Source organism: Pseudomonas sp. IT-347P, from assembly GCF_949768005.1.
In the GTDB taxonomy this organism is placed as follows: domain Bacteria; phylum Pseudomonadota; class Gammaproteobacteria; order Pseudomonadales; family Pseudomonadaceae; genus Aquipseudomonas.
The window spans coordinates 104860-122057 of record NZ_CATKPQ010000055.1 but is presented as its reverse complement, the minus strand read 5'-3'; the positions used below and the strand labels follow the sequence as shown (position 1 = coordinate 122057).

The 17198-nt window shown below is 59.4% G+C and carries 14 protein-coding genes and 1 pseudogene; 10 read left to right on the top strand and 5 right to left on the bottom strand.

Going from position 1 to position 17198, the window contains the following annotated elements:
* Positions 1-2226 carry a TonB-dependent receptor gene (locus ACM6IV_RS20140; RefSeq protein ID WP_414871345.1) on the bottom strand — a complete coding sequence of 742 codons (2226 nt, stop codon included), beginning with the start codon at positions 2224-2226 and terminating at the stop codon, positions 1-3.
* Positions 2227-2431: 205 nt separating this feature from the next.
* On the opposite strand from ACM6IV_RS20140, the gene ACM6IV_RS20135 reads away from it, so the two are divergent.
* On the top strand, positions 2432-3469 hold the full coding sequence (locus ACM6IV_RS20135; protein WP_414871344.1) for a LacI family DNA-binding transcriptional regulator: 1038 nt from the start codon (positions 2432-2434) through the stop codon (positions 3467-3469).
* 5 nt (positions 3470-3474) lie between these two features.
* On the opposite strand, the gene ACM6IV_RS20130 is transcribed toward ACM6IV_RS20135, so the two are convergent.
* Both ACM6IV_RS20130 and ACM6IV_RS20125 read right to left on the bottom strand, forming a co-directional pair.
* Positions 3475-3939 carry a type II toxin-antitoxin system HicB family antitoxin gene (locus ACM6IV_RS20130; protein ID WP_401042953.1) on the bottom strand — a complete coding sequence of 155 codons (465 nt, stop codon included), beginning with the start codon at positions 3937-3939 and terminating at the stop codon, positions 3475-3477.
* Positions 3936-4117: pseudogene (locus ACM6IV_RS20125) on the bottom strand (type II toxin-antitoxin system HicA family toxin). Before ACM6IV_RS20125 ends, ACM6IV_RS20130 begins: the two are co-directional and overlap by 4 nt.
* A 349-nt stretch (positions 4118-4466) precedes the next feature.
* On the opposite strand from ACM6IV_RS20125, the gene ACM6IV_RS20120 reads away from it, so the two are divergent.
* Positions 4467-4727: a hypothetical protein gene (locus ACM6IV_RS20120; protein WP_414871690.1), complete on the top strand. Its 261-nt coding sequence runs from the start codon at positions 4467-4469 to the stop codon at positions 4725-4727.
* 24 nt (positions 4728-4751) lie between these two features.
* On the opposite strand, the gene betT is transcribed toward ACM6IV_RS20120, so the two are convergent.
* Both betT and epsC read right to left on the bottom strand, forming a co-directional pair.
* Positions 4752-6713 (bottom strand): choline transporter BetT, encoded by a 1962-nt coding sequence (gene betT, locus ACM6IV_RS20115; protein WP_414871689.1) that lies wholly within the window; start codon positions 6711-6713, stop codon positions 4752-4754.
* A 453-nt stretch (positions 6714-7166) separates the two neighbouring features.
* Positions 7167-8093, bottom strand: coding sequence for a serine O-acetyltransferase EpsC (epsC, locus tag ACM6IV_RS20110; protein ID WP_414871343.1), 927 nt, complete (start codon positions 8091-8093; stop codon positions 7167-7169).
* Between the two features lie 190 nt (positions 8094-8283).
* Here epsC and ACM6IV_RS20105 point away from each other — a divergent pair, with 190 nt between their 5' ends.
* The 8 genes from ACM6IV_RS20105 to ACM6IV_RS20070 all read left to right on the top strand — a co-directional run bounded on the left by ACM6IV_RS20105 (position 8284) and on the right by ACM6IV_RS20070 (position 17101).
* Positions 8284-9276 carry a D-cysteine desulfhydrase gene (locus tag ACM6IV_RS20105; protein ID WP_414871342.1) on the top strand — a complete coding sequence of 331 codons (993 nt, stop codon included), beginning with the start codon at positions 8284-8286 and terminating at the stop codon, positions 9274-9276.
* A 282-nt stretch (positions 9277-9558) separates the two neighbouring features.
* Entirely contained in the window at positions 9559-10359 is an 801-nt protein-coding gene (tcyJ, locus tag ACM6IV_RS20100; protein ID WP_414871341.1) for a cystine ABC transporter substrate-binding protein, read from the top strand.
* Entirely contained in the window at positions 10359-11024 is a 666-nt protein-coding gene (tcyL, locus tag ACM6IV_RS20095) for a cystine ABC transporter permease (RefSeq protein ID WP_007918741.1), read from the top strand. Before tcyJ ends, tcyL begins: the two co-directional genes overlap by 1 nt.
* A 4-nt stretch (positions 11025-11028) precedes the next feature.
* A complete protein-coding gene (gene tcyN, locus ACM6IV_RS20090; protein ID WP_414871340.1) occupies positions 11029-11778 on the top strand; it encodes an L-cystine ABC transporter ATP-binding protein TcyN in 750 nt (249 codons plus the stop codon).
* A gap of 473 nt (positions 11779-12251) precedes the next feature.
* Complete coding sequence (locus ACM6IV_RS20085) at positions 12252-13016, top strand: hypothetical protein (protein ID WP_414871339.1); 765 nt, start codon at positions 12252-12254, stop codon at positions 13014-13016.
* Between the two features lie 267 nt (positions 13017-13283).
* Positions 13284-14525, top strand: a complete 1242-nt coding sequence (locus ACM6IV_RS20080; RefSeq protein WP_414871338.1) for an SfnB family sulfur acquisition oxidoreductase — start codon at positions 13284-13286, stop codon at positions 14523-14525.
* A gap of 24 nt (positions 14526-14549) precedes the next feature.
* Positions 14550-15743 (top strand): SfnB family sulfur acquisition oxidoreductase, encoded by a 1194-nt coding sequence (locus ACM6IV_RS20075; RefSeq protein WP_414871337.1) that lies wholly within the window; start codon positions 14550-14552, stop codon positions 15741-15743.
* Positions 15743-17101 carry an LLM class flavin-dependent oxidoreductase gene (locus ACM6IV_RS20070; protein WP_414871336.1) on the top strand — a complete coding sequence of 453 codons (1359 nt, stop codon included), beginning with the start codon at positions 15743-15745 and terminating at the stop codon, positions 17099-17101. The genes ACM6IV_RS20075 and ACM6IV_RS20070 overlap by 1 nt, the downstream gene beginning before the upstream one ends.
* The last annotated feature ends 97 nt before the right edge of the window (positions 17102-17198 follow it).

Here is a 17198-nt window from a genome sequence, read left to right as displayed (position 1 = left end):
TCAGAAATCCTTGCGCAGTTGCACACCGAAGTAGCGCTCGTCATCCCGAGGCACGGCGCGGTAGATGTAGTTGCCGCCGCTAGCGAGCAGAGGCGAATAGGACTTGTCGGTGAGGTTCTTGCCCAGCAGCGCCACGCGCCAGCCATTGCTGTAATCGGCCAGCGCGACGCTGGCATTCCACAGACCGTAGGCACCCTGCTTGGTGTCGGCGTTCTGGCTGATGTCGTACTGCACTTCACCTTGCCAGCTGTAGTCGGTGCCCAGTTCGATATCCAGACCGTTATCCAGCGGGATGGTGTAATCGGCGCGCACGTAGCTTTTCCAGTCCGGGCTGAACGGCAGCGGTTTGCCGTTGACGTTGCACGACGCCGCCGCGCCTGCCGGGCAGGCGAATTCGTCGATGCGCGCGCGGGTGTACGCCAGCGCTCCGGAGAATTTCAATTGTTGAGTGGCCTGCAAGGCGTAATCGAGTTCGACGCCTTCGGTGCTGACGCTGCCGGCGTTGATCAGGCGCGTCACCACTTGCCCGGCGACGGTGTCGAAGAAGTTCGCCTGATAGTTGTCGTAATCGCTGTGGAACACCGCCAGGTTAGTGGTCAGGCGATTGTTCCAGCTCGTCGCTTTGATCCCCGCCTCCCAGGTGTTCGAGGTTTCCGGTTTCAGCGCTTCGGTGTCGCGCGGCTGCATGTTGAAGAACACGTTGTAGGCCGGGCCTTTGTAGCCGCGAGAATAGGTCAGGTAAGTGGTGACCGTATCGCTCAGGTCGTACTGCACGCCGAGGCGGCCAGACCAGCCGTCTTCGTCCACCGACCCGGAACTGCTGGTCGCCGGTTGAATACCACTGACCGTGGTTGCTGAAGTGGAAACGCGGCGGTGATCGTATTCGAGATCATCGTGGGTGTAGCGCAGGCCGGCGATGCCACGAAAGTCCGACGTGAAATTCAGTGTGGCTTCACCGAACGCGGCGTAGCTGTCGCTGGTGGTGCTGTAATCAGCGACGCCGCGATCAGTGCGCGTGGTGGTCGTCAGCGTGCGCTGGTAGGTCTCGTCGTCCTTGCCATGCATGTAAAACAGGCCGCCGACGTATTCGAGGAATTCACCCTTCGGCGAGGCCAGGCGCACTTCCTGCGAGTATTGATCGAAGGCCAGATCGCCCTTGTCCGCCGTGCCGGGAAACGCGGCGGTCACCGTACCGAGACGGTCGCCGTCCTGATACTGAGTGTTGTCCCAGCCGCGCCACGCGGTGATCGACGTCAGGGTGTAATCGCCCAGTTGCCAGTCGAGCTGGCCGGACAAACCTTTGTTGACGTCCTCGACATGGCTGCGGGTGTCGGTGTTGATATCGCGGTTGTGGCTGCTCGCATTGACCGGACTCAATGCGTTGGCGAAGGCCGGGGTCAGCGACTGGCTGACCACTCCATTGGGGCCGTCGTCATGGGACTGCATGTAGTCGGCGATCAGGGTGAAGGTGACGTCGTCATTCGGGGTGAACTCGAGTTTGCCCCGCACGCCGCGATGGTTATAACCGTTGACCTCTTGGCCATTGTGTTTGTTATCGACATTGCCGTCGTAGGTGCCAAACAGCGTGCTGATCGAGCCTTTCAACGTGTCCGGAATCAGGCTGCCGCCGATACCGAAACGGGTGCGGCTTTCGTTGCCGCTGTAGTACGACTGATCGATGTAGCCATGGGTCTCGGCGGTCGGCGCTTTGCTGGTGATGTTGAGTACGCCGGCCGAGGCGTTTTTGCCAAACAACGTGCCTTGCGGGCCGCGCAGCACTTCGACGCGCTCCAGATCCAGCAGGTCGAGCGTGGACTGACCGGGACGCGCGTAGACCACACCGTCGATCACCGTCGCCACGGTCGGCTCGACGCCAGGCGAGGTGGAAATCGTACCGACGCCGCGCACAAACAACGAGGTGTCCTTGTTCGATGCTCCGGTGCGGAAATTCAGCGACGGCACTTGTTGGACGATGCTCGCCACGCCGTTACGGTTATCGCGCTCAAGCTGTTCGCCGTCGATCACCGAGACCGCCACCGGAACCTTTTGCAGCGACTCTTCGCGGCGCGTGGCGGTGACGGTCACGGATTTCAGTGTCGGCTCCTGATCATTGCTTTCGACAGCGAATGCAGGGGACAACGGCAGTGCCGTCAACCCGGTGAATAACCAGCCGGCGGCGCGAATCGACTGCGCCAGTTTGTGTGTCGCCCCAGGAATATTGTGCATGTTTGCCCGCTCGAAATTGGCCCTGAACCGCTGCCGTTCTGCGACGACAGCGTCTGAATCGGTGTCTTGGGCATTCGCTCGAGCGAGTAGCAGACAACGCACTTTGTTAGCGCTAACATCACCAGTATTGGCAAGCCGCACATAGAGCGTCCAATACTGAAAAATTACTTTTATATGCGATTTGGTTTCTAAGAAGGATCGAGCCTTGAGCGAAGAAAAACCCCGCAAACGCCGTGGCGCCGGACGTGTCACCCTGAATGCGGTGGCACGCGAGGCCGGGGTTTCGGCGATCACCGTGTCGCGCTACTTCAATCAGCCAGAGCAGGTTTCGCCCGAGCGCCGCGAACGAATTGCAGCAGTGGTCGCGGCGTTGGGTTATGTGCCGAATCTGGTCGCTGGTGGCCTGGCCTCGGCGCGGGGAAAAATCGTCGGTATGGTGATCCCGAACATCTCCGGGCCGATCTTCGCCAACACCATTCAAGGTTTCAGCGACACCCTCAGCCGTCACGGTTATCAGTTGTTGCTGGCGTCGAGTTACTTCAGCACTGAACAAGAAGAAAACGCGGTGCGCGCGTTTCTCGGCTGGTCGCCGGCAGCGTTGGTGCTGACCAGTCACTTTCACAGTGCAGGTACGGAAAAGATGATCGCCGAGGCCGATGTGCCGGTGATCGAAACGTGGGATTACCAGCCGGAGCGTGAGCCGATGCAGATCGGTTTTTCGCATTTTGAAGTGGGCGTGACGGCGGCGAAGTATCTGTTGGGCAAAGGCTACCGACGTATTGCCTTCGTGCAGAACAGCGCTGCGGGCGACTTCAGCGCATTGGAACGCCGTGACGGTTACGCGGCGACTTTAAAAGAGTCCGGCCTGCAATCCCGGGTCTTCGCCCCCGACGCTGATTGCGCACCATTCGAGGCCGGCAAACAGGCGATGGACGCCCTGATGAACACCACACCGCGCCCCGACGCGATCATCTTCGCCAACGACAACCTCGCCGCAGGCGGCCTGCTCGCCGGGCAACGCGCCGGTTTGAAAATCCCCGAAGACTGCGCCGTTCTCGGCTTCGGGGATTATCCGTTTGCCGAGATGCTGCTGCCCAGCCTGAGCACGATCAAACCACCGGCGCTGGAGATCGGCGTACTGGCCGCAACACGCGTGCTGGAAAGCCTTGGCGTGTTGCCGAACGACGACGTGCAACGTCTGAACCTGCTGCAGTGCCAGGTCATCGAACGGGAAAGTACCTGACTTCGCTATACCGACAGTTCGCGCAAGGCGGCCGCCGCGAGAAATCCGGAACGGGATCGATAGCGCTGGTCACGGCGGACTGTCTGGTCAATACGCTCAAGCAACTGCTCCGGCAGCGTGGCGTTAAAACGCACTGACTTGCCGAAATACGGGGTGATATCAAAATCGACCACGCCCCAGATCCCTCCCGCGTAATCCGGGTTATCGAGATGAGCATCAATGTCCCGCACTTGCGGTAACGGCGCGCTGTCGGCGACCAACCCCTCATAGTGAAGCGCCAATGCCTCCTGAGTATTTTCAAACGCCTCAGCGACCGTAGTGCCTGCGGAGAAACAACCCGGGACATCCGGGATGATCACTCCGTAGTCTGAGTCGGCATCCTTGTGCAGAACGACCGGGAATTTCATATGAGTGAGTCCTTCCTCTGACAGGCCCATAAAACGGCCTTCGTTTCCAATAACGGGCCTCATTTCAAGCCCGCCTGTTTCAAAATGCTGTTGATCGTGCCCTTGGGCAGATCCGAATCAGGTGCTTGATCGTCACCCTTCCTGGCTTGTGCGGATGCTTGTATTGGTGATGGCTGCCTTTCACCGCCACGAGATACCAACCATCGTCTTCGATCATCCTGATCATTTCCCGACTGCGCATTTCCTTTGCCCTGTTCGACAGCTAGAGCCATTTACTCTAGAGGGCGCAGGAGCCTTTGATACACACGATACACACTCAGATAAATATTAGCTCACTGAAAAATCGCTCGGTTATGGGGCAGATCAACGGCAGGCTTGGGCCAGCAAGAAAAACCCGTCGCCGGCCAAGCTCTCTGTAAGGGTCGCAAAATATGTCCAATAGAGATGTGGCGGGACTGGCTATGCTCTAAAGAACACCGAGGTGGCCCCTTCGCGAGCAGGCTCTCCCACAGGGATTTCCTCTGTACATGAAATCCCTGCTCGCGAAAGCGATCCTTCAGGCAATGCACCTCCACCAGGCAGAACCCGCCATGCACACCGCCATCATCATCTTCTTCGGCCTGGTCCTGCTCGCGCTGATGATCTACATCGGCGAGCGCATCGGCTTCAGCCGGCAGACCATGGCCTACGGGTTTGCCGCGCTGTGGCTGGCGTTGACAGTCATTAACGGGGCGGTGGGGGTGGTGCACGCCGGTCAGCCGCTGGGTTCGGAAATCGCGATTGGCAGTGCGGTGTTCGGCGTGCCGGTGGCGGCGATGGTGTTGTTCATGGTGCTGAGCGCCGAGTCCTGAGCAGACCCGACGCCCAACCGCCGATCAACGCACCAGATGCAGGAACTGCATGTGCCGTTCGTACTGGTCGAGGATGTCGTTGATGATCTGCTCTTTGGTGTAGCCGACCAGATCGTAGTCCTGACTGCCCTCGCTCAAATGCACTTCGGCACGGTAGTAGCGACGATTGTTGAGTTGCTTGGAACCCATGCCGCCACGCGCGAACGACGGCGTGAAATAGCCGCGCATCTGCACTTGATAGATGAACGGGTGCTGCTCGCCGTGGCCGATTTCCAGGCTGATATTGTCGTGCGCCGGATCCGGCTGCGTGACCACACTCAGACCTTTCTCGACAAACACCGCCGTCACTTCCTCAATCGCCGGACGCACCGTGGAGTCCATGAAACGGTAAACCTCGTCACGCGACGGGAAGTGCACAGCCTGACTCAAGCGCTGTCGCCAGCCGCCCGTGCCGCGCCGTGAACCGGAAACCGGTGCCAGCGAATGCAACTGCGCGATCTGCTTCTGCGACTCCAGATAGAACGCCTTGTGCAGGCCCCACATCATCAGCAACAGAATCAGCGAGAACGGCAATGAGGTCAGCACCACCGCTGATTTCAGCGCGTCAATGCTGCCGGAGAACAGCAGCGCACTGGTGATCAGCGCCGTCATCGCGCCCCAGAACACTCGCAGCCATTTCGGTCCGTCTTCGTCCGGGTTGCCACCCTTGGCCGACAGGGTCGAGAGCACCACGGTGCCGGAGTCGGCAGACGTAACGAAGAACACGAAGCTGATAAACACCGTCACGGCGATGACGGTCTTGCTCCACGGGTAGGTTTCCAGCAGCAGGTAAATGCTCATCGACGGGTTGTCGATGGCCGACATGCCCAGCGCGCTCATGCCGTGATTGAGCACTTGATCCAGCGCGCTGTTGCCGAAGATCGACATCCACGCGAGGGTGAAACCGAGTGGTATCAGCAGCACGCCGAAGACGAATTCGCGGATGGTGCGGCCACGGGAAATCCGTGCGATGAACAGCCCCACGAACGGCGACCATGCAATCCACCAGGCCCAGTAAAACACTGTCCAGCCGCCGAGCCAGTCGCTCGGTTTGTCGTAGGCGTAGAGGTCGAAACTCTTCATCGGCAACGCGCCGAGGTAGTCGCCAAGGTTCTGGATCAAGGTGTTGAGCAGGTGCTGGGTAGGCCCGGCGAACAACACGAACAGCAACAGCGCACAGGCCAGCAGCATGTTGATATCGGACATCACCCGCACGCCTTTATCGACGCCGGAGACGGCCACAATGATCGCCGCGCCCATCATCAGCGTAATCAGACCGACCTGAATCCACTGGGTGTGAGCGATGCCGAACAGGTAATCGAGACCGGAGTTCAGGTGCAGCACACCGAAACCCATGTCGGCGCCCAGACCGAACACCGTGGCGATGATGCCGAAGCCATCCACCGCGTAACCGATCGGGCCGTTGATGCGTTTGCCGATCAGCGGGTACAGCGCCGAACGCAGAGCCAGCGGCAGGTTATGCCGATAGGCGAAGTAGGCCAGCGCCATGCCGACGAAGGCGAACACGCCCCAGCCATGCAGGCCCCAATGCAGAAACAGAATCTGCATCGCCTGGCGCGCCGCGTCCGCCGTGCCGGCCTCGCCCTGCGGCGGCTGGAGCATATGGGTCAGCGGTTCGGAGACGCAGAAGAAAAACAGCGTGATGCTGATCCCGGCGGCGAACAGCATGCCGGCCCAGGACAGGTAACTGAATTCGGGCTCGTCGTGGTCGGCACCGAGTTTTATCTTGCCGTAGCCGGATAAGGCGGTGACCACCACGAAGACCAGATACAGCGTCATCGCGAGCATGTAATACCAGCCGACCGTGTTGGCCGCCCAGTTTTGCGCTTGCAGTAGCCAGGCGCCGGCCTGTTCAGGCATGGCGATGACAACCAGACCAAACAGCAGAATGACCGTCGCGGCGAAGTAGAACACCGGCGGATTCATGCGAACCAGACCGCTGGCGGGGGTGGACGATGCACTCATGAAACGTGCACCTCAAGGGATTGAAACGTGGCTGAAATGATCGGACTCAGCAAAGGCAAGCCTCCTGTTGTGAGCGGGCAGCGAACCACCGGTTTAACTTGAATGAACGTTCAAGTTAAACATGGATGGGGTGGTAAGGACTAATCGCGGGGCTGGGCGGTAGTTTTCCTACGCTAGCTCAAGGAGGCGTATGACGCGGGTTTGACGGTATTCGTTCAATAGCCCCTCACCCTAACCCTCTCCCAAAGGGAGAGGGGACTGATTGGGGGATATTCTGGAGATACGCCGACGTGATCCTGCTGTACCGAATCCAGAATCGCTCCGGTGTTTCAGGTCGATGGATAACCCAAAACACCTCGGTCGGCCCCCTCTCCCTCGGGGAGAGGGCTGGGGTGAGGGTAAGCCGTTAAAGCCCTACTTCTGCGTCCCGTCATCATGCTGCAGATTCGCCTGGGTTAAATTGCATCCCGCCGGCACGCTGCGCGTCAGCCAGACATTGCCGCCAATGGTCGATCCCTTGCCAATGGTGATCCGCCCGAGAATCGTCGCCCCGGCGTAAATCACCACGTCATCCTCAACGATCGGATGGCGCGGATGGCTCTTCTGCAACTGACCGTCCTCATCCGCCGGGAAGCGCTTGGCGCCCAGCGTCACCGCCTGATAAATCCGCACGCGCTCACCAATGATCGCCGTCTCGCCGATCACCACACCCGTACCGTGATCGATAAAGAAACTGCGGCCGATCTGCGCGCCCGGATGGATATCGATGCCGGTCGCCGAATGGGCGATTTCCGCACTGATGCGCGCCAGCAACGGCAAACCGGCGCGATACAAATGGTGCGCCAGACGATGGTGAATCACCGCCAGAATCCCCGGATAGCACAACAAAACTTCATCGACACTACGTGCCGCCGGATCACCGTGATAGGCCGCCAGCACATCGGTGTCGAGCAGCGTGCGCAAACCCGGCAACGCGAGTGCGAAGTCCTGCACGATCTGAATCGCGCGGGCCTCGACTTCACTGTCATCCTGCGCGCTGTGGCGCGCGACATAACGCAGCTCCAGCCGTGTCTGCGCCAGCAGTGCGTTCAGTGCGACATCGAGGGTGTGACCGACGTAGAAGTCCTCACTTTCTTCACGCAGATCCACCGGGCCCAGGCGCATCGGGAACAGCGCGCCACACAACGCCTCGAGAATCTCCGCCATCGCCGCCCGCGACGGCAGCTCGCGACCGCCCTGCTCGCCGGACGCCCGGCCGTTCTGTGCCCGCCACTGATCCCGCGCGCTGCGCAGTTGACTGACGATGGTCTGCAATTGCCAATGGCTGGAACGCTCGCTCACGGTAAAGACTCCTCACGGGCGGCCGGACTGTCTGGCCGCGTCAACGGCGACTACTTTACGGCAAGGTCGCAAGAGCGAATTAAGAACCGATAGTGCTGGCCTCAGTCGATTTGGCTATAAGCGATTCGCGGTTGCCCCGGCAAAAGTGCGTGCCTATAGTCCTTTCATCTTTCTCCGCCAGTACGGATCCATGATCAAACAACAGCTGGAACGCTTTAACCGTCTCGACCTGCTCGGCCACCCGACGCCTCTGGAAAAACTTGAACGCCTGTCCACCTGGCTCGGCCGCGAGGTGTATATCAAGCGCGATGACCTGACGCCCCTGGCGATGGGCGGCAATAAATTGCGCAAACTCGAATACCTCGCCGCCGACGCCTTGGCACAAAGCGCCGACACGCTGATCACTGCAGGCGCCCTGCAATCGAACCATGTCCGCCAGACCGCTGCACTGGCGGCCAAACTGGGCCTGGGTTGCGTCGCGCTGCTGGAAAATCCGCTGGGCACCGAGGACAGCAATTACACCGGCAACGGCAATCGGCTGCTGCTGGATCTGTTCGACACCAAGGTCGAACTGGTCGACAACCTCGACAACGCCGACGAACAACTGGCCGCCCTCGCCGTGCGCTTGCAAAGCAACGGCAAAAAGCCGTATCGGGTGCCGATTGGCGGTTCCAATGCGCTCGGTGCGCTGGGCTATGTGCGCGCCGGTCTGGAACTGGCCGAGCAGATCAAGGACACCGGGCTGCAGTTCGCTGCCGTGGTATTGGCCTCGGGCAGTGCCGGAACGCACAGCGGTCTGGCGTTGGCACTGAGCGAAGTGCTGCCGCAATTGCCGGTGATTGGCGTGACCGTTTCGCGCAGTGAAGAGGATCAGCGGCCGAAAGTCCAGGGACTTGCCGAACGCACGGCGGAGCTGCTCGGCGTGGAGCTTCCTGAGAGTTTCAAGGTCGAACTGTGGGATGAATATTTCGGCCCGCGTTATGGCGAACCGAATGCCGGGACGCTGGCAGCGGTGAAGCTGTTGGCGAGTCAGGAGGCGGTGTTGCTCGATCCGGTGTACACCGGCAAGGCCATGGCGGGGTTGCTCGACGGGATTGGCCGTCAGCGCTTTGATGACGGCCCGATCATCTTCCTGCACACCGGTGGCGCACCAGCGTTATTTGCCTACAAGGATTTCCTGTAACAGAAGAGCAAAAGATCGCAACCGGCGGCAGTTTCTACATGAACTCACCGGTAGGAGCTGCCGCAGACTGCGATTTTTTACAGACAACAGATATTCCAACTGGGAATAACACTTCAAATATTAAGTATTTTCAAGTCTAACGCAGACATCTTATAGTCTCGCCGCAGGCGAATTTCGCGCAAGACGCATAAGCTGCTTTAAGGCAGGATAGCGCTGTCGTCCGAATCATCAAATCGCCAACTTTCCTTAAGCGTCTTCCATAAGAAAACACAGGGGCTTGTCATGAATTTTTCCGCACTACGTCGCAATCTGCTGGTGGGTTCGCTGGGTCTCGCGCTGAGCGCCGGCCTGATCGGCCAGGCAGTGGCCGGTGAACAGTTGCAACAGATCAAGGACAAAGGCGTCATCAACGTCGGCCTGGAAGGCACTTACCCACCGTTCAGTTTCGTGGATGCCGACGGCAAGCTGTCCGGTTTCGAAGTCGAGCTGTCCGAAGCGCTGGCGCAAAAACTCGGCGTCAAAGCCAAGATCCAGCCAACCAAGTGGGACGGCATCCTCGCCGCACTGGAATCCAAGCGTCTGGACGTCGTGGTCAACCAGGTGACCATCTCCGAGGAGCGCAAGAAGAAGTATGACTTCTCCAAGCCCTACACCGTTTCCGGGATTCAGGCGCTGGTGCTGAAGAGCAAGGAAGCTGCGCTGAACATCAAGACTGCCGCTGACCTGTCCGGCAAGAAAGTCGGTGTCGGCCTGGGCACCAACTACGAACAATGGGTTCGCGCCAACGTGCCGGGCGCTGACGTGCGTACCTACGACGATGATCCGACCAAGTTCGCCGACCTGAACAATGGCCGCACCGACGCCATTCTGATCGACCGTCTGGCCGCACTTGAGTACGCCAAAAAAGCACCGAAAACCGTCGCTGCCGGTGAAGCCTTCTCCCGTCAGGAATCCGGAATTGCCCTGCGTAAAGGCGAACCTGAATTGCTGGCCGCCGTGAACAAAGCTCTCGACGATCTGCGCGCCGACGGCACTTTGAAAAAGCTGTCCGAGAAGTACTTCAACGCTGACGTCACTCAATAATGGAAGAAGCTTTCCAACTCGCACTGGACTCCGCGCCCTTCCTGCTCAAGGGCGCGTATTACACGGTAGTCCTCAGCCTCGGCGGAATGTTCTTCGGCCTGCTGCTGGGCTTCGGCCTGGCCTTGATGCGCCTGTCGCGCTTCAAATCGGTGAGCTGGCTGGCACGCATCTACGTGTCGTTTTTTCGCGGCACGCCGCTGCTGGTGCAATTGTTCGTGATCTATTACGGCTTGCCGCAATTGGGTCTCGAACTGGATCCGCTGCCGGCGGCGCTGATCGGCTTCTCGCTGAACATGGCCGCTTACGCCTGTGAAATCCTGCGTGCCGCGATCGGTTCGATCGAACGTGGCCAGTGGGAAGCTGCCGCGAGCATCGGCATGACCCGCGCGCAGACCCTGCGCCGGGCCATCCTGCCGCAAGCGATGCGCACGGCCTTGCCGCCGCTGGGCAACAGCTTCATTTCACTGGTAAAGGACACGGCACTGGCCGCCACTATTCAGGTGCCGGAGCTGTTCCGTCAGGCGCAACTGATTACCGCCCGGACTTTTGAAGTCTTCACCATGTATCTTGCCGCCGCGCTGATCTACTGGATTCTGGCCACGGTGCTTTCGCACTTCCAGAATAAGTTGGAAGAGCGGGTCAATCGGCACGACCAGGAGTCCTGACCCCATGATTGTCGTGGAAAAACTGACCAAGCAATTCAAGGGTCAGGTCGTGCTCAACGGCATTGACCTTGAGGTGAAGGAAGGCGAAGTCGTCGCAATCATCGGCCCCAGCGGTTCGGGGAAAACGACGTTCCTGCGCTGCCTGAATTTCCTTGAACAACCCACCAGTGGCCGGATCAAGGTCGGCGATATCGAAATCGATACCAGCCGCCCGCTGAACCAGCAGCAGAGTCTGGTGCGCAACCTGCGCCAGCATGTGGGCTTCGTGTTCCAGAACTTCAACCTGTTCCCCCATCGCACCGCTTTGGAAAACGTCATCGAAGGCCCGATCGTGGTCAAGAAGATGCCGCGCGAAGAGGCAGTAGCCTTGGGCAAAAAGCTGTTGGCCAAGGTCGGCCTCGCCGGCAAAGAGGACGCTTATCCGCGTCGTCTCTCTGGTGGCCAGCAACAACGCGTAGCGATTGCCCGCGCGCTGGCGATGGAGCCGGAAGTCATCCTTTTCGACGAACCGACTTCGGCTCTCGACCCGGAACTGGTCGGCGAAGTGCTGTCGACCATTCGCGGTCTGGCGCAAGAGAAACGCACCATGGTGATTGTCACCCACGAGATGGGATTTGCCCGCGACGTGGCCAACCGTGTGGTGTTTTTCGACAAAGGTGTGATCGTTGAGCAGGGTGAAGCCAAGGCATTGTTCGCCAACCCGAAAGAAGAACGCACTAAACAGTTTCTCAGCAAGTTCCTGAATCACGCCTGATTATTGTTATTGCGTTGCGGACAACTTCCACGGATGGAAGTCAGCCTTATAAACTTCTCTCTTCGCCGCAACACTCTACCCGGACAAAACATATCAGAAGCGGTGCATATATATGTTCTGCAACAGATAATGCTCGCCTCGAACTTGCTGCAACTGACACGTCTCCTTCCGAATAAATCCGCCTGTAAAAAGCCAGAAAGCCGCGAGTTCTGTGGCTTGTTTCGCCTGACAATCTAGGCATACAGCCACAACACCGTAGGAAAATTCTGATTAACTTGTAATTCACAAATTAACTAATGCCGTCTATTGACACCCCATCCCGCACACTCTTATCTAGTCGACAACCGGCACCACTTAGTTCAATCAATCCGTCTTCAACTTGAATAAGAGTTCAAAGTTTTATTGCCAGTTTATTCACGCCTTTTGTTCTTTCAGAAACGGACTTCGCTGCAAGGCTTCAAGGAGAGAAATCGATGACCCGCACTTCGCATACCCCCGAGCTGGCAGCGCCGACCCTGGCGCCAGCACAAAAAACCGGCATCAATCTGGCCGCTGCCGCCCATCTGTTGGTCGAGGTGGCGCCCTACCCCGATATGGACAGCGGCGACCTCATCGAGCTGTTCTGGAACAAATGCTATGTCGCCTCCCGAGTGCTGACGGCGGATGACGTCGGCACAGCAGTCAGCCTGCGGGTGCCGGAGAGTTTCATCACCAACGGCACGGCGCGCATTCACTACCGGGTGATGCAGGTGGGTCAGGGTCCGGCGTTATCGGCGGCGACGCGCGTGCAGGTCAAACTGGACTGCCCCGGCGGACAACCTTCGGCGCTGAGCGCAGACGAAAACCAGCAACTGGTGCCGGTGACCATCCCCGACGCCATTCGCCGTCAGGGCGTGAATCCGAACCAGATCAAGCGCGGCGTGCCGCTGACCATCGAGCCGTATCTGAACATGGCCGAGGACGACGCCATTACCTTGCGCTGGGGTGACGTGCGTATGGATCTCGCACCGATCACCGCCACGGATGTCGGGTTGCCGATTCAGGTCTGGGTTCCTCCGTCGGTGATTGTCGAAGCAGGCGAGGATCTGCGGCTGGATGTGACGTATTGCATTCTCGATCGGGTCGGCAACAACTCACGCTGGGCACCACCGCGCACATTGAAGATCGGTTGCGTGAATCCCTATCTGAAAGTGCCCCTGCGGCCAGAGCTCATGGCTGCCGAATCGCGCAAGAACTGATCCTCTTCAAGGGTGAAGGAGCCTCGGCGCCTTCACCTGGAAATCCTTGACCAATTCGACCATTACCTCTTCTATGCATATTCCTAAAAGTTAGTTTATTTAATATTTATACACACTTAGGGTATATGAACCGGACCACCGGACATTCATTCGTTCGCCGCACTTTGCGGCGTTTTTCATGAGATGTGAGGTAGGTAGTATGGTCCGGAACACAATCACCCCAGTGCAGATCGCCAGGGCATTGCGTACAGCCAGGGAGCGGCACTGATGTCCAGTCTGGCAGACGCAAACGTCCAGTCTGATCTGGACATCGCCCCGTTGTTGTTGCCCGCGCAAGTCCTGCGCAACGACGCCCAGGCCATCAAGGCCGCCCGTGAGCTGGCGCAAGTCGCCCGTGTGCAGGCCGCCAAACGCGACCGCCAGCGCAAGTTGCCGTGGTCGGAAATCGAACAGTTCACCCGCAGCGGTCTGGGCAGCATCGCCATCCCGCGCGAATACGGCGGCCCGCAGGTTTCGTTCGTGACGCTGGCCGAAGTGTTCGCAATCATCTCCGCCGCCGATCCCGCGTTGGGGCAGATTCCACAGAACCAGTTCGGCATCATCAATCTGGTGCTCGGCAGCGCCACTGAAGCGCAGAAAAAACAGCTGTTCCAGAGCGTTCTGGAAGGCTGGCGCATCGGTAATGCAGGCCCGGAACGCGGCACCAAAAACACGTTGGAGCTGAAAGCGCGAATCACTGCCGACGGCGACGATTATGTAATCAATGGCCAGAAGTTCTACTCCACCGGCGCGCTGTTTGCGCACTGGGTGGCGGTCAAGGCGCTCAACGATGACGGCAAGCAAGTGCTGGCCTTCGTCCGTCGCGGTACGCCAGGCCTGCGCATCGTTGATGACTGGTCGGGCTTCGGCCAACGCACCACCGCCAGCGGCACGATTTTGCTGAACAACGTGCGTGTCGAATCGAGCCTGGTGGTCGACAACTGGAAGATCAACGAAACCCCGAATACCCAAGGCGCCGTGTCGCAGTTGATTCAAGCGGCCATCGATGCCGGTATCGCCCGTGGCGCCATTGACGATGCCATTGAGTTCGTCAAAACCCGCGCACGGCCATGGATCGACGCCAAGGTTGAGCGCGCCAGCGACGACCTCTACGTGATCGCCGATATCGGCAAATTGAAAATCGAACTGCACGCCGCCGAAGCGCTGTTGCGCAAGGCTGGCAAAGTGCTTGATCAAGTCCACGCCGCACCGCTGACCGCCGAATCCGCGGCCCGTGCCTCGATTGCCGTCGCTGAAGCGAAAGTGCTGACCACCGAGATTTCCTTGCTCGCCAGCGAAAAGCTTTTCGAACTGGCCGGCAGCCGCGCGACCCTCGCCGAATTCAACCTCGACCGTCACTGGCGCAACGCCCGGGTGCATACCCTGCACGATCCGGTGCGCTGGAAATATCACGCGGTCGGCGCCTATCGCCTCAACGGCACTTTGCCGGCTCGCCATTCCTGGATCTGACGACCAGACATCTGGAGGAAACCTATGACTTTTTCCCATCCCGTCGCAGTCATCACCAGCGATGAGCAAGCCCTGATCGTCGCCAGCGACCTGGCCGAGGATTTCAAACGCGACAGCGCTGTACGCGATCGCGAACGCCGCCTGCCCCTACCGGAACTCGACGTGTTTTCCCGCTCGGGCCTGTGGGGCATCAGCGTGCCGACAGAATACGGTGGGGCCGGTGTGTCCAACGTGACCCTGGCCAAAGTCATCGCCCTGATCGCTCAGGCCGACGGCTCGCTCGGGCAGATTCCGCAGAACCATTTTTACGCCCTGGAAGTGCTGCGGGTTAACGGCAGCCACGCGCAGAAACAACGGCTGTACGCCGAAGTGCTCGCCGGTCAGCGCTTCGGTAATGCGCTGGCGGAACTGGGCACCAAAACCGCGCACGACCGCGTAACCAGCCTCAAGCGTGATGGCGACGGCTATCGCATCAACGGGCGCAAGTTCTATTCGACCGGGGCGATTTACGCTCAGCGTATTCCGACTTCCGTGGTCGACGAAAACGGCGTGCAGCAACTGGCCTTCGTCCCGCGCGACAGCAAAGGCCTGACGGTGATCGACGACTGGAGTGGCTTTGGCCAACGCACCACTGGCAGCGGTTCGGTGGTATTCGAGGACGTATACGTTGCGGCTGAAGACGTGTTGCCGTTTCAAAGCGCCTTCGAACGCCCGACCACCGTCGGCCCGCTGGCACAGATCCTTCACGCCGCCATCGACACCGGCATCGCCCGCGCCGCTTACGAAGATGCGCTGCATTTCGTGCGCAGCAAAACCCGGCCGTGGATCGATTCCGGCAATGACAAAGCCACTGAAGATCCATTGACGCTGAAGAGCTTCGGCCACTTGAGCATTCGCCTGCACGCCACCGAAGCCTTGCTCGAACGCGCCGGTGAATGCCTCGATGCCGCGCAGGCTGACACCAGCGCAGAGAGCGTCGCGGCCGCCTCGATTGCCGTTGCCGAGGCTCGGGCAATCAGCACGGAAATTTCTCTGGCCGCGGGCAGCACGCTGTTCGAACTGGCGGGCAGTCAGGCGACCCTGATCGAACACGGCCTCGACCGCCACTGGCGCAACGCCCGCGTACACACCTTGCACGATCCGGTGCGCTGGAAATATCACGCGGTGGGCAACTACTACCTCAACGATGAGAACCCGCCACTGCGAGGGACGATCTGATGAGCGTGGCGAAAAAGAAGATCCTGCTCAACGCGTTCAACATGAACTGCATCGGCCACATCAACCATGGTTTGTGGACGCATCCGCGCGACACGTCGACGCGCTACAACACCATTGAATACTGGACCGAACTGGCGCAATTGCTGGAGCGCGGGCTGTTCGACGGCTTGTTCATCGCCGACATCGTCGGCGTCTACGACGTCTATCAGGACTCGGTGGACGTGACGCTGAAAGAGGCGATCCAGCTGCCGGTCAACGATCCGCTGCTGCTGGTTTCCGCGATGGCTGCAGTGACCAAACACCTCGGTTTCGGTCTCACCGCCAATCTCACTTACGAGCCGCCGTATCTGTTCGCCCGGCGCATGTCCACGCTCGATCATCTGAGCCGCGGTCGGGTGGGCTGGAACATCGTCACCGGTTACCTCGACAGTGCCGCCAAAGCCATGGGCCTGCGCGAACAGGTCGAACATGATCGCCGCTATGACCAGGCCGACGAGTACCTGGAAGTGCTCTACAAACTCTGGGAAGGCAGTTGGGAAAACAGCGCGGTGCTCAACGATCGCGAGCAGCGCATCTACGCCAACCCGGAGAAAGTGCACAAGGTCGAGCACAAGGGTGAGTTTTATCAGGTCGAGGGTTATCACCTCTGCGAGCCGTCGCCGCAACGCACACCGGTGCTGTTCCAGGCTGGCAGCTCCGATCGCGGGTTGCTGTTCGCCGGGCGTCACGCCGAGTGCGTGTTCATCAGCGGCCAGAACAAACCGTCGACCAGGGTTCAGGTCGACAAGGTTCGCGCCAGTGCCGTTGCGGCCGGACGCAATCCCGACGACATCAAAGTCTTCATGGGTCTGAATGTGATTGTCGGCGCGACTGAAGAAGCTGCATGGGCCAAGCATGCCGAGTACCTCAGCTACGCCAGCGCCGAAGCGGGCGTGGCGCATTTTTCCGCGTCCACCGGCATCGACTTTTCCCGGTACGAGATCGACGAACCGATCCAGTACGTGAAGAGCAACGCCATTCAATCGGCGACCAAGAACCTGCAGAACAACGACTGGACCCGACGCAAATTGCTCGACCAGCACGCCCTCGGTGGCCGTTACATCACCGTGGTCGGCTCGCCTGAGCAAGTCGCGGATGAGCTGGAATCGTGGATCGCCGAGACCGGCCTCGATGGCTTCAATCTGACCCGGATTGTTACGCCGGAAAGTTACGTCGATTTCATTGAGCTGGTGATTCCAGAGTTGCAGCGGCGTGGGTCGTACAAGACCGCGTATGACACCGGCAGCCTGCGCGAGAAGCTGTTTCACGGCGAAGCGCAGTTGCCCGAGCAACACACAGGCTCCGCGTTTCGCCGCTAAAAGCATCGCGAGCAGGCTCACTCCTACAAGGGAACGCATTCCAAATGTAGGAGTGAGCCTGCTCGCGATGAGGCCGCAACAGACACCACACATTTAT

Coding starts and splice junctions, on each gene's coding strand:
- tcyL (WP_007918741.1), top strand. CDS start 10,359: ATGGAAGAAGCTTTCCAACTCGCACTGGACTCCGCGCCCTTCCTGCTC.
- ACM6IV_RS20070 (WP_414871336.1), top strand. CDS start 15,743: ATGAGCGTGGCGAAAAAGAAGATCCTGCTCAACGCGTTCAACATGAAC.
- ACM6IV_RS20075 (WP_414871337.1), top strand. CDS start 14,550: ATGACTTTTTCCCATCCCGTCGCAGTCATCACCAGCGATGAGCAAGCC.
- ACM6IV_RS20105 (WP_414871342.1), top strand. CDS start 8,284: ATGATCAAACAACAGCTGGAACGCTTTAACCGTCTCGACCTGCTCGGC.
- tcyN (WP_414871340.1), top strand. CDS start 11,029: ATGATTGTCGTGGAAAAACTGACCAAGCAATTCAAGGGTCAGGTCGTG.
- ACM6IV_RS20085 (WP_414871339.1), top strand. CDS start 12,252: ATGACCCGCACTTCGCATACCCCCGAGCTGGCAGCGCCGACCCTGGCG.
- ACM6IV_RS20140 (WP_414871345.1), bottom strand. CDS start 2,226: ATGCACAATATTCCTGGGGCGACACACAAACTGGCGCAGTCGATTCGC.
- ACM6IV_RS20120 (WP_414871690.1), top strand. CDS start 4,467: ATGCACACCGCCATCATCATCTTCTTCGGCCTGGTCCTGCTCGCGCTG.
- ACM6IV_RS20080 (WP_414871338.1), top strand. CDS start 13,284: ATGTCCAGTCTGGCAGACGCAAACGTCCAGTCTGATCTGGACATCGCC.
- betT (WP_414871689.1), bottom strand. CDS start 6,713: ATGAATCCGCCGGTGTTCTACTTCGCCGCGACGGTCATTCTGCTGTTT.
- tcyJ (WP_414871341.1), top strand. CDS start 9,559: ATGAATTTTTCCGCACTACGTCGCAATCTGCTGGTGGGTTCGCTGGGT.
- ACM6IV_RS20130 (WP_401042953.1), bottom strand. CDS start 3,939: ATGAGGCCCGTTATTGGAAACGAAGGCCGTTTTATGGGCCTGTCAGAG.